This is a genomic window from Sanguibacter sp. Leaf3, from assembly GCF_001425965.1.
GTDB classification, from domain to species: domain Bacteria; phylum Actinomycetota; class Actinomycetes; order Actinomycetales; family Cellulomonadaceae; genus Sanguibacter; species Sanguibacter inulinus.
In genome coordinates, this window is record NZ_LMRH01000003.1 from 615,531 (window position 1) to 627,768 (window position 12,238).

Annotated in this window: 10 protein-coding genes and 1 tRNA gene; 7 read left to right on the forward strand and 4 right to left on the reverse strand. The window is 71.2% G+C overall.

The window, feature by feature from the left end; all coding sequences use genetic code 11:
* The first annotated feature begins 271 nt into the window (after window positions 1–271).
* A complete protein-coding gene (locus ASG53_RS16120) occupies window positions 272–577 on the forward strand; it encodes a DUF1540 domain-containing protein (protein ID WP_056135717.1) in 306 nt (101 codons plus the stop codon).
* 241 nt (window positions 578–818) lie between these two features.
* Here the strand turns inward: ASG53_RS16120 and ASG53_RS16125 are convergent, their stop codons facing one another.
* Both ASG53_RS16125 and upp read right to left on the reverse strand, forming a co-directional pair.
* Window positions 819–1,574, reverse strand: a complete 756-nt coding sequence (locus ASG53_RS16125) for a winged helix-turn-helix domain-containing protein (RefSeq protein WP_056135720.1) — start codon at window positions 1,572–1,574, stop codon at window positions 819–821.
* A gap of 299 nt (window positions 1,575–1,873) precedes the next feature.
* Window positions 1,874–2,512, reverse strand: coding sequence for a uracil phosphoribosyltransferase (gene upp, locus ASG53_RS16130; protein WP_056135721.1), 639 nt, complete (start codon window positions 2,510–2,512; stop codon window positions 1,874–1,876).
* A 169-nt stretch (window positions 2,513–2,681) separates the two neighbouring features.
* On the opposite strand from upp, the gene ASG53_RS16135 reads away from it, so the two are divergent.
* Window positions 2,682–3,143 (forward strand): nucleoside deaminase, encoded by a 462-nt coding sequence (locus ASG53_RS16135; RefSeq protein ID WP_056135724.1) that lies wholly within the window; start codon window positions 2,682–2,684, stop codon window positions 3,141–3,143.
* A gap of 63 nt (window positions 3,144–3,206) precedes the next feature.
* Here the strand turns inward: ASG53_RS16135 and ASG53_RS16140 are convergent, their stop codons facing one another.
* Both ASG53_RS16140 and ASG53_RS16145 read right to left on the reverse strand, forming a co-directional pair.
* Window positions 3,207–4,088, reverse strand: coding sequence for an NAD-dependent protein deacetylase (locus tag ASG53_RS16140; protein ID WP_082544174.1), 882 nt, complete (start codon window positions 4,086–4,088; stop codon window positions 3,207–3,209).
* 323 nt (window positions 4,089–4,411) lie between these two features.
* The gene (locus ASG53_RS16145; protein WP_235533971.1) at window positions 4,412–6,205 is read right to left on the reverse strand and encodes an arabinan endo-1,5-alpha-L-arabinosidase; all 1,794 of its coding nucleotides are present in this window, start codon (window positions 6,203–6,205) and stop codon (window positions 4,412–4,414) included.
* A gap of 213 nt (window positions 6,206–6,418) precedes the next feature.
* Between ASG53_RS16145 and ASG53_RS16150 the strand changes: the two genes are divergently transcribed.
* The 5 genes from ASG53_RS16150 (at window position 6,419) to ASG53_RS16170 (ending at window position 12,180) form a co-directional block, all read left to right on the forward strand.
* A complete protein-coding gene (locus tag ASG53_RS16150; RefSeq protein ID WP_056135727.1) occupies window positions 6,419–7,978 on the forward strand; it encodes a peptide MFS transporter in 1,560 nt (519 codons plus the stop codon).
* Between the two features lie 69 nt (window positions 7,979–8,047).
* Window positions 8,048–8,137: transfer RNA gene (locus tag ASG53_RS16155), tRNA-Ser, on the forward strand.
* Between the two features lie 396 nt (window positions 8,138–8,533).
* Window positions 8,534–9,394, forward strand: coding sequence for a hypothetical protein (locus ASG53_RS16160; RefSeq protein WP_056135729.1), 861 nt, complete (start codon window positions 8,534–8,536; stop codon window positions 9,392–9,394).
* Window positions 9,395–9,719: 325 nt separating this feature from the next.
* Window positions 9,720–10,973 carry a hypothetical protein gene (locus ASG53_RS16165; protein ID WP_056135732.1) on the forward strand — a complete coding sequence of 418 codons (1,254 nt, stop codon included), beginning with the start codon at window positions 9,720–9,722 and terminating at the stop codon, window positions 10,971–10,973.
* Between the two features lie 286 nt (window positions 10,974–11,259).
* On the forward strand, window positions 11,260–12,180 hold the full coding sequence (locus tag ASG53_RS16170) for an LLM class F420-dependent oxidoreductase (RefSeq protein WP_056135735.1): 921 nt from the start codon (window positions 11,260–11,262) through the stop codon (window positions 12,178–12,180).
* The last annotated feature ends 58 nt before the right edge of the window (window positions 12,181–12,238 follow it).

Below are 12,238 nucleotides of genomic sequence, written 5' to 3' on the forward strand. Positions count from 1 at the left end.
TGCAGGTCGCGAGGGGGTCTGGGCTGTGCGGGGGAGGTGCGCAGATCTCGTGCGCGGACGTCGTCCGGACGCGGTCCGAGCCTGCCCCGGTCAACCACCAGGTCAGGCCGTTTAAGCAACAACAATGTGCGCTATTCACGTGAGAAATAGCGCCGGGTAAGTAAGTCCTTGCTTGCTATACAGCATTTCTCGAGCGGTCTACGGTGGTCGAGAAAGCACGTCAGAACCCCCGCGTGCCACCGAGAGCATCGTCATCACAGCTGGAGGAATCATGAGTGCACTTCTCGATCTGCCCCACGTCAGCGAGTGTTCCGTCGCGTCGTGCGGATACAACCACGACGGCTGCCACGCCGGTGCCGTGACCGTCGCCGGCCACGCCGGTGCCGCCGAGTGCGTCACCTTCATCCCGCTGAGCGCCAAGGGCGGCCTCGACAAGGTCGTCGGCCAGGTCGGTGCCTGCCAGCGCTCCGAGTGCGTGCACAACGTCGCGCTCGAGTGCTCGGCCTCCTCGATCCGCATCGGTGCGGGCGCCTCGACGGACGACCTCGCCGACTGCCTCACCTACGCAGCACGCTGACCTCACCGAGGTCCTCGAACCTGCGCAGTCTCACGACGAGCGCACCTGCTGGGACCCGCAGCGCGCCAGCGTCCTGAACCTCTCGCCGGGCTCGGACGCGTCGGCCCCCACCCGCGCGCAGCGACACAGCACCGACAGCCGGTCCACCTCTGGTGGGCCGGCTGTCTGCGTCTGGGAGCCGGTCGCGAGGGATGGACGGCCTAGGGGTGACCTGAGTGCGGCTATACCTCTGGGGACAGCCTCACCCCGCCTGGCGGACCTGGACGACCGAGACGTCCGGGGACGGCTCGAACCTGTACCCCGCCCCGCGGACGGTGAGGATCTCGACCTGCAGGCCGAGCTTGTCGCGCAGCCGCCGGACGTGGACGTCGATCGTGCGTGACCCCGGCTCGGTCGCGCGGGACTGCCAGACCGAGGCGAACAGCTCGCTGCGCGGCACCACGCGTCCCGCGGAGGTGACGAGATAGGCGAGCAGCTCGAACTCCTTGTAGGTCAGCCGCTGCTCGACCCCGTGCACCGAGACCCGACGCGAGGGCAGGTCGATCGACAGCCGCGGTGCCGTGACGGCAGGCTGCACCGCGTCGTACCCCGCTGCGGCAGGCTGCACCGCGTCGGACCCGGCTGCGGACGCCGGCGCCCTGTCCTGCACCGCAGGTGTGCGCTCGACGAGCTGGAGGTGGGCGAGCCTGTCGCGGAGCGCACCGAGCTCTCCTGTCCGCCCGCCGCCCCTGCCTCCGGACGTCTGACCGAGCGAGAGTGCCGTGAAGGTCTCGGCCGTGGGCAACAGCTCGCGGGCGAGCTCGCCGAGTGCCTCGGCCAGCTCGACGATCTCTGCCGTGCGCTGGTCGCGCCCGTCCGGGGCGACCCCGACCCACAGGACGAAGCCCTGCTGCGGTCGTGGTGCCCCGGTGTCGCCTCGAGTGATGCCCTGCGCGGTGGACGTCGATGTGTTGGTACGTGTGACTGAGGGTGCTGCGAGGTCTGCGGTCGCCGTCATGGCTGTCTCCGGGTGTGCGGGTCCTGCACCTGTGGCAGGAAGGATCGGTCCTGGGCTCGGGGAGAGGTCAGGACCGACAGCACGCACGGCCGCACGCGGGGACGACGACCAGCACCTGCGAGGTGGGGTCGACTGTCGGGCGTGGGCTGGTCACCCGCGCAGAGTCTCAGACCGCACGGCGATCGACCAGGCCCACTCCCAGAAGTCTCACCTGGCGGACACCGTGGCAGTCGGAAGATAGCGACGGGCCGCACCCCCGTGAGGGTGCGGCCCGTCGTCGTGTGCTGGGACCGGGACGGTCAGTCGACCACGCCGTACAGGCGGTCGCCCGCGTCGCCGAGGCCCGGGATGATGTAGGCGTTCTCGTCGAGACGCTCGTCGACGGCTGCGACGACCACCTTGACGTCTCCGCGGTCTCCGACGGCCTTCTCGAGGATCTCGAGGCCCTCGGGTGCGGCCAGCAGGCACACGGCCGTGACGTCGCGCGCCCCGCGGTCGAAGAGGAAGTCGATCGCGGCGACGAGCGTGCCGCCGGTCGCGAGCATCGGGTCGAGGAGGAAGCACTGACGGCCGGTGAGGTCGTCCGGGAGGCGGTTCGCGTAGGTGACGGCCTCGAGGGTCTCCTCGTTGCGCTGCATCCCCAGGAACCCGACCTCGGCTGTCGGGAGCAGGCGGGTCATGCCGTCGAGCATGCCCAGCCCGGCGCGCAGGATCGGGACGACGAGGGGACGCGGGTCCGCGATCCTCGTGCCGACGGTCTCTGCGACGGGGGTGCTGATCGTGTGGGGCTCGGTGGCGACCTCGCGGGTGGCCTCGTAGGCCAGCAGCGTGACGAGCTCGTCGACGAGGAGGCGGAACGTCGGGGACGCCGTCTCCTTGTTACGGAGGACGGTGAGTTTGTGGGCCACCAGAGGGTGGTCGGCGACGTGCAAGCGCATGGTGACAACCTACAGCGTCGCCCGACCGGCTGCGTGCGACCTCGGACCCGGAGCGGCTCGGCGTCGGCCTGTCGCGCTCGTGGTGCCCGGGCCGAGCCCCGGTAGGCTCGCCGCCATGACCTCCCGCACGCCGTCTCGCTCGGTGCCACGCCCTGAGCTGGACCGGCTGATGGGCCTGGCGATCGACGAGGCCCGCCTGGCCCTGCGCACGGGGGACGTCCCCGTCGGAGCCGTGGTCGTCGGGCCGGACGGGCAGGTCGTGGGCCGCGGGCACAACGCCCGCGAGGCGACGGGTGACCCGACCGCTCACGCCGAGGTGCTCGCGCTGCGTGACGCGGCGCAGACCCTCGGCGAGTGGCGGCTCGCCGGTTGCACCCTCGTCGTGACGCTCGAGCCCTGCGCGATGTGCGCCGGCGCGACGATGCTGGCCCGCGTGCCCAGGCTCGTGCTCGGGGCGTGGGACGAGAAGGCCGGCGCCACGGGTTCGGTGTGGGACCTGGTCCGCGACCGTCGCAGCACGCACAGGGTCGAGGTGCTCGGCGGTGTCCGCGAGGAGGAGTGCGCAGCGCTGCTGCTCGACTTCTTCGCAGGGCACCGGCGCGACGACGCCTGGGACGTCGGCGGAGACTAGCCGGGCAGCGCCTGTCGACCAGGGCACGTCGAGCAGCCTTGGTCGTGGAACGCGAGACGGGGCCTAGTCGAGCAGCGCCTCGGCGAGCGCCTCGAGGGTCTGGGTCGCACCGGCGTCGATGGTGAGCGTCGCGAGAGGGTCGCCGCGGGTCTCGCCGCGGTTGACGATCACCACAGGCGTGCCTGCCTTCGCGGCGTGCTTGACGAACCTCAGGCCCGAGTGGACCGTCAGGGACGAGCCCGCGACCAGCAGCACGTCGGCCTCGTCGACGATCTCGAAGGCTCGTGCGACCCGCGCCTTGGGCACCATCTCGCCGAAGTACACGATGTCGGGCTTGAGGGTGCCGCCGCAGACCTCGCAGGCGACGGGGCGGAAGTGCGCCGTGGTCTCGATCACGGCGTCGGCGTCGGGTGCGATCTCGATGTCCGCGACGTCGCCGATCGACTCGACGAAGCCGGGGTTCGCCGCCTCGAGGCGCTCCGCGAGAGACTCGCGGGACACGACGTGCCCGCAGTCGAGGCAGACCACCCTGTCGAAGCTGCCGTGCAGGTCGACGACAGTCGTCGACCCGGCGACGACGTGCAGGGTGTCCACGTTCTGCGTGATGATCCCGGTGAGCAGGCCTGCCTGCTCCAGACGGGTGAGCGCCCGGTGCCCGGCGTTGGGGCTGGTGCGCTCGACGTGCCGCCACCCGACGTGGTTGCGGGCCCAGTAGTGGCGCCGGAACGACTCGTCGCCGATGAACTGCTGGTACGTCATCGGGTTGCGCGGGGGCGAGTCCGGGCCGCGGTAGTCGGGGATGCCGGAGTCGGTCGAGACCCCGGCCCCTGTCAGCACGGCGACCCGTCGGCCACGGACCAGGTCGACGAGCGCTGCGAGGTCCTGCTCCGACGGGCCCGGGTGGTCGCGGCGCGGCGACGGCCGGGACTGACGCTGCTCGGGCACCTCGCCCGGAGCCGAGCGCGGGCCACGACCACCTCCGGCCGCGGCTGGCGTCGCGTCCTGCGGGAGCTCGGCGGCGTCGACGGCGCTCGAGGCGAGCGGCTGGTCTGCGAGGGAGGGGGATGAGGGTGTCTCGGGCTGTGCATGGTCCACCTCTCCAGGCTACGACCGCACGGGCCGTGCGGCCTCCGAGATCCTTCGGCCCTCCGAGAACACCTGCGCCCTCGGAGGACACCCACGCCGTCGGAGGACGTCAGCCCCGCGGAGGACGTCGGCCCCGTGGTGGACATCGACTCAGTGTGGTCGCCGTCCCGGGCACCGAGGGGTCAGGCCCGGTCCCGTCGGCGCGCGAGGACCACGGCGGCAGCGCCCAGCAGCCCGAGGCCAAGGGCTCCTGCCACGGCCTGCGACGGTGAGGTGCCCGTCTCCGCGAGGGCGCCGGTCCGCGTCGACCCGGCCTGCTGGCGCACGCCGACCTGGCCTGTGCCTGCCGGACCGGAGGCCGTGCCCTCACCTGTCGCCGGTGCGGGTGGGACGGCTGCTCCGTCGCCAGGTCCAGGAACCGGGCTGTCCGGCGGCCCGGGCACCTCAGGCGCTGGCTCTCCAGGCACGACAGGCGGCCGCGGTGCGGCGACGGTGAGGGTCGCTGTCGCGGTGGCTGTGGTCCCGTGCGCGTTGGTCACCCGGGCCCGCACGAGCGTCCCGTCCTGCTCGGCGCTGGCGACGGGGAGCTCGAGGGTCGAGGTCGCGACACCGTCGGCAGCCGCGGCGAGCGCCGGGTCCCCGTCTGAGATCCCATCACCCGCAGCGACAGGCGCTGCCCCCGCAGGCACCGTCCGCGGCTGCTCGTCGACAACGGTCCACGTGGCGCCTCCGTCGGTCGACGTCTCCCACTCGGCGACCGGGGACGGGATCCCCGCCGTGGTGGTCGTGAAGGTCGCGGTCGAGCCAGGTTCGACGGTCACGTCGTCGGGCCCGGTCACGACAGTCGGCAGCTCGACGCGCTGGTCGGCGACGGGCCAGCCGTCGACCCAGTCGAGCCGCTGGATGCCGAGCGTGGGGAAGTACGGGATCTCCTCGTTCGAGGCGTCGTAGTAGTGGAAGGCCAGGTAGTCGCCGAAGACCGACTGCCCACCGGGCCCGACGACGGCGCCGTGCTCCTCGAGCAGGATGGTCCCGCCTCCTCCGTACATGTCCTTGCCCTCGCGGTCCAGGTACGGCCCGGTGACGGACTCAGAGCGTCCGACGGCGACCTCGTAGGTCGAGTCGGCTCCCTGGCAGCACGCACCGAAGGAGACGAAGAGGTAGTAGTAGCCGTCGCGGTGCGTGATGTACGGCGCCTCGACCGGGTTGCCCGGCATGAACCTGTCGGCGATGTTGACGGTCTGCGCCTGCCAGCCGTCGACGGGCTTGCCGCTCGGCCACTCGAGCGGCACGAGGAAGATCCCGTACCAGAACGAGCCGATCGCCATGAAGGGGTTCCCTGCCTCGTCCTCGACGATCCCCGCGTCGATCGCGTTGAACCTCACGTCGCCCGGGAGCCCGGAGACCGGGGACTCGACCACGAGACCCTGGTCGACCCACTCGTAGTCGGGGTCGGCCGGGTCGAGCGTCACGTTGGTCGCGAGCGCGGTGAGCGAGTCGTCGGTCCCGAAGCGTGACGCCGAGTAGTAGAGGTAGTACGTGCCGTCGTGCTCGTACACCTCGGGGGCCCAGAGGTTGTCGGGCAGCGCCCCGCCGGCGAAGTGCTCGTCGATCCACGCGGGGATCTCGTCCCAGACCGTCCCGGCGTACTCCCAGGTGGTGCCGTCGTCGTGGGAGGTGGCGATCTGGATGGTCCCGCCGTTCTCCCGGCCGACCCGTCCCGTCGAGAACGCGTACCAGGTGCCGTCGTCGTCCACGACCAGGGCCGGGTCGTGGATCGGCGAGGTCTCGCCGACGAGAGTCTTGCCTCCCACGGGGTCGACCGCAGGATCGGCGGCCAGGGCGGCCACGGGCTCGGCGGCGGGAGCGGCTGCAGGTCCGGCAGCCCAGCCTGGCGCGGCGAGCACGACGGGCCCGAGGGCCAGGGCGGCTGCGGTGATCAGGGTGGCGGTCGACCGCCGGAGTCTGTGGTGCACGCGAAGGTCCGATCTGTCGTGCGGTCGTCGTCGACCGCCGTGGCCTACATCGTCGTAGTACAACGATGTAGAAACTATCTGCGGTGGCACGGGCCGTCAAGGGGGCGGACAGTGACGAGAGGGGCCGCACCGGGACGACCTGCACGGTCTGCGGCCGAGCCGCAGGACCATGGTCACCGGGTGGTCCTGCACCAAAAGCGTAGGTTGAGAGCCATGCCCCAGAACGACGGCGCCCAGGCGCCTGCAGACACCCCAGACGCCAGCCCCGTCGACCGGAGGTTCTTCGGCCACCCCATCGGCCTGATGACCCTCTTCGGCACAGAGCTGTGGGAGCGCTTCAGCTACTACGGCATGCGCGCCATCCTGCTGTACTACCTGACGGACACCCTCGCGGACGGCGGCCTCGGGCTCGACTCCGACACAGGGCTCGCCGTCACCTCGATCTACGGGGCGTCCGTCTACCTCCTGTCGGTCGTCGGCGGATGGCTCGCCGACAGGGTCATCGGCTCACGCCGGGCGACGCTCTACGGCGGCATGGTCATCGCCGCAGGGCACGTGCTGCTCGCCGTGCCCGGAGGTGCGGGCGTCTCCTTCGCGGGGATCGTCTGCGTCGCCATCGGGACCGGGCTGCTCAAGCCCAACGTGTCCAGCATGGTCGGCGAGCTCTACGGGCGTGACGACGAACGCCGCGACTCCGGGTTCTCGATCTTCTACATGGGCATCAACATCGGCTCCTTCACGGCGCCGTTCCTCGTCGGACTGGCGCGGAGCATCGGCGGGTACCACGCGGGGTTCGCCGTCGCAGCGGTCGGCATGGGCCTCGCGCTCGTCGCCTTCGTGCTCGGTCGTGCGCAGCTGGGGGGTGCCGGGGACCACGTCGCCAACCCGCTCACGGCTGCCGACCGCCCGATGCTCGTGCGTGGCGGCCTCGGCCTGGTCCTCCTGCTCGCGCTCGCAGCCCTCGGTGCCCTCGCGGCGACGAGCCTGTCGACCGGGGAGCTGTCCTTCGGCACCTCAGGCATCGTCAACATGATCAGCTATCTCGCCTTCGCGGCGCCGATCATCTACTTCGTCGTGATGCTGCGCTCGCCCAAGGTCACCGCGCCCGAGCGCTCACGGGTCCGTGCCTACATCCCGCTGTTCGTCGCCGCGATGCTGTTCTGGATGATCTTCGAGCAGGCTGCCTCGTCGATGTCCGCCTATGCCGAGAGCAGGACGCGGCTCGACGTCCTCGGGCTGACCATCCAGCCGGAGTTCTTCCAGTCGGTCAACCCCGCCCTCATCATCCTGCTCGCGCCCGTCTTCGCGCTGCTGTGGATGCGCCTGGGACGCCGCGGGCCCAGCACCGCCGTGAAGTTCGGCATCGGGCTGGCACTCGCGTCGCTGTCCTTCCTGTTCCTCGCGGGGATGACCGCGCTCGCGGGCGACGGCCTGGTCAGCTCGTGGGTGCTCATCGGCACCTATGCGCTCCAGACTCTCGGCGAGCTGTGCCTCTCGCCGGTCGGTCTCGCGGCGACCACGATGCTCGCACCCGTGGCCTTCAGGTCGCAGTCGATGGCTCTGTGGTTCCTCGCACCTGCCGCTGGTCAGGCGATCACGGCGCAGATCGTGTCGGCGACCTCGGACCTCACCGAGAACTTCGTGCCGTACTTCGGGATGATCGGCGGTGTCACGCTCGGGCTGACTGCCGTGTTCTTCTTCTTCACGCCGTGGATCACCCGGCACATCGCCGCCGGGGAGAAGGGGCTCAGCGGGCAGGTGGCATCCCGCTGAGCGGTTCGCAGGCCTGCGAGCAGAGGCGATTTTACCGATCGGCGCTCCAGCAGGTACTGTTCAGCGCGAGGTAGCGTGTCCGAGCGGCCTAAGGAGCACGCCTCGAAAGCGTGTGTGGGTGAAAGTCCACCGTGAGTTCGAATCTCACCGCTACCGCCACCGTGAGAGCGGCTGCACCCGTCGAGAGATCGACAGGAGCAGCCGCTCTCGCTGTCTCTCCACCCGTCGCCCAGGCGAGGCCGGCCCGGCTCAGTCCCTCGCCTCCGCTCGCCTCGCCGCACGGCCTCCCGCGGACCGCACGACCCCGGGTTGACCGGGGCAGTCTGACGCGTCCCGACGCCTCCGTCGCCGCCCGCCGGGGACCTCTCCCCAGGCACTTCTGCCCATCGCGAGCCGCCCCTCGTCAGCGCCTCCCCGGCTACTGTGAAGACACCCCCCAGGAGACGACCGGGTGCACACCCTGCGAGCCAGACCGCAGCCGGCCACGTCTCTCGGTCCTCTGCTCATGGCAGTGCCGGCCCCCGGTGGACCACAGCTTTTCGACGAAGGAGAAACATGCGCATCGCACGCGGAATCGCCGTCCTGTCAGTCGCCTCGATCGGCGTCTTCGGCCTCACGGCCTGCTCGGACGACTCGACCGACACCAAGGACACCTCGTCCGTCATCGGCGGCGGGTCGTCCGACTCCTCCTCCGACGACGCTGCGACCGACGACGCCGCCACCGACGGTGCGGACGAGGCCGACGACTCCGGCTCGGCCTCGGGCGACCTCACCACGGACGACTTCGCGGAGCGCCTCACGGCCGCCACGATCGAGGCAGGCTCGTACAGCCTCGACATGACGACGGAGGCTGCGGGCACCTCGAGCACCATCTCGGCCGACGTCGAGCTCGTCGACAACACCACGAACATGTCGATGACCATGGACGCCCAGGGCGTCGCCATGGAGATCCGCATCGTCGACGCGATCTTCTACATGAACCTCGGTGACATGAGCGGCGGCAAGTTCGTCAAGATCGACCCGGCCGACGAGAGCAACCCGCTCGCCGGGCAGTTCGACGGCATCGAGAGCCAGCTCGACCCGACCAAGAGCCTCGAGGGCTTCGAGGGCGCGTTCACCAAGGTCGAGAAGGTCGGCGAGCCCGTCGACGTCGACGGCGTCCAGGCGCAGCAGTACACGGTCGTCGTGGACACCACCCAGGTGACCGGTGACCTCAAGGAGCAGGCCGAGGCTGCCGGCGGCACCCTGCCGCCCGAGCTCACCTACGAGTACTGGATCGACGACCAGGACCGCATGGTCCGCACGACGAGCGAGATCGCCGGCGCCACGGTCGACATGACCTTCTCCGGCTGGGGCGAGGACTTCGGCATCACGGCCCCCGGCGAGGACGAGATCTCGACCGAGCCGCTGTTCTGAGACTCACCCGCACGCGCGCCCTGGTGCGCGAGCGACGCTGACCCGCTTCGTGGCCCGCCGACCTGGTCGGTGGCACCCCGGGTGAGCACGCAGCACGACCTGCGCCCCCGCCGCCGACCCACCCGGGTCGGTGGCGGGGGCTCTGTCGTGTCCAGCCCAGGGACGTCGTCGCCTCTGCCAGACCTCGCGTCCAAGACCCATGTGCCCGCCCGCCCTGCCCGCCCGCCCTGCCCGCCGGCCCTGCCGGTCGTGCGTCCCGCTCGGTCTGTCGTGCGACCCGCCTGACCGGTCGTGCGACCCGCGCACCGTGTGTGAGACTCGGAGCATGCACGACGTCACGTCCGGAACAGACCAGCTCGCCCTCGTCCCGCTCTTCATCGCCGTGGAACCTCGTGACCCGCGCGGCGAGGCCGACCTCCCGCTCGAGGCCATCGAGCACGTGCCCGCCGCGACCGTCGGCGAGGTCGCCGACGTGCTCGGTCAGCTCGGCGTCCCGGCCGACCTCATGGACGGTGCTGTGCTCGGCGCTCCCGGGTGGGTCGTCGCACGCACCGTCGGCTGGAGCGACGGACGCATCGTCCGATGGGCCCCCGACGAGAACCCCGTCGACGGCCCGTACCCCACACTGTCGAGCGACGACGTCGCCGCCTACCTCGCGCGGGCCCTCGACGTCGCGTGCCGCATCGCGACCGACCTCGAGATCCCGGGTGAGACCCCCGGGGACGACGCCGTCGGTCTGGTGATCGAGGCGCGCGCCGGAGCTGTCGTCGGGCGCATCCGCTCGACCGACGTGCCCCGTCTCGCCTACCTCACAGGAGCCGACCTCTGGTTCGCGCAGGTCGACGGCATCTCCGTGATCGCCGGTGTCGAGCCTGCAGCTGACCTCGAGGCCGTCGTCACCAGCCCCACGAGCACCCCGACCATCGGGCTCGAGCGCAACGGTCCGTGGCGTCGCATGGGCCTGGTCCGTGGGGGTCAGATGGTCACCGCCCACGAGTGGGGCCCACGCTGGTTCCGGGTCGACCCCTCGGGCGGCGCCGACCCGGCCTCGGGCGTGCTGAGACTCGTCGACGACTACTTCAGTGCTCCGACGGCTGACACCGACGAGATCGCGCAGCAGTTCGACCTGAGCCCGGCGCAGACCGACAGGCTCACCACCCTGCTCGACGACGCCGACGCGGACGACCCCTTCACGGCGCTCATGCGGCTCCTCGGGCTGCCCGTCGAGGCCGCCGAGGTCGCCGAAGGATGGCTACCCCCGGCAGACCTGCCCGACGTCCGCCGCATCGAGTCCCAGCCGCTCGTCCGCGCGCTGTGGTCCTCGGTGACGACGGTCCCCACCGAACCCGGGCATCTCAACGACCTCCAGCGGTTGTGGATCGAGCGGCCGACCGCGTACTGGGTCCTCGCCGGAGCCGAGACCGTGCTCTGCGCGGTCGGTGCCGCGGTCGCCCTGCGCGGACCCGGGGCGCCTGGCTCCCGCGGGCGACGGATGCTCGGACGCGCGCTCGTCGGGCTGACCCTCGTCAACGTCGTCGACCTCGCCGTCCCCCGTCGCCTGCGCGGCCTCGGCCGCTGATCGCGCCTCGCGCATCCCACGAGGTCGCGCCCCGAACCACCAGGGCTCACCCTGCACGTCCCACGAGGTCGCACCCCGAACCGTGAGGTCGTATCTCGAACCGCGAGGTCGTACAGACACGCCAGACACGAGGGCTGAGAGCCCGGGTCTGGCGTGTCTGTACGACCTCGTGGGAATGGGTGCGACCTCGCGCGGCTGCGGCGAAGGGGGCGCGACCTCGGGGTCGGCCGCGGACAGGGGCTGGCACGGCCAGGACGGGCCTCGTCAGCCGCCGTAGGCTGGTCGCATGGACCTCCGCATCTTCACCGAACCGCAGCAGGGCGCGACCTACGACGACATCCTCGCGGTGGCCAAGGCCACCGAGGACCTCGGCTTCGACGCGTTCTTCCGCTCCGACCACTTCCTCACGATGGGCGGCGACGGCCTGCCCGGGCCGACCGACGCGTGGTTGACGCTCGCGGCGCTGGCCCGTGAGACGAGCCGGATCAAGCTGGGCACCCTCGTCACATCCGCGACCTTCCGTCACCCCGGGCTCCTCGCCGTCCAGGTGGCCCAGGTCGACCAGATGAGCGGCGGGCGCGTCGAGCTCGGTCTCGGCACCGGATGGTTCGCGGAGGAGCACGCCGCCTACGGCGTGCCGTTCCCGGCCAAGCGCTTCGGCATGCTCGAAGAACAGCTCGAGATCATCACGGGCCTCTGGTCCACACCTGTCGGCGAGAAGTACTCCTTCGACGGCACCCACTACACGCTGACCGACTCGCCCGCGCTGCCCAAGCCCGTGCAAAGCCCGGTCCCGGTGATCGTCGGCGGCAACGGTCCCAGGCGCACACCGGCCCTCGCCGCGCGCTTCGGCACCGAGTTCAACGCGGCCTTCCCCGAGATCGACGACATCCCGCAGATGTTCGCGCGCGTGCGCGCGGCCTGCGAGGAGGCCGGTCGCCCGGCCGACGACCTCACCTACTCCGCCGCCCTGGTCATGTGCGTCGGCGCTGACGAGGCCGAGTTCTCCCGCCGGGCCGCCGCGATCGGCCGCGAGCCCGCCGAGCTCCGCGAGCACGGTGTCGCGGGCACCGTGAGCGAGGTCGTCGACCGTCTCGGGACGCTCGCCGAGCACGGAGCCTCACGCGTCTACCTGCAGGTCCTCGACATGGCCGACCTCGAGCACCTCGACCTCGTCGCCCGCGAAGTCGCACCGCAGATCGGCTGACGCCTCCAGATCGGGTGACGCCCCAGACCGGCTCGCGCCTGCAGACACGTCGGCTCCG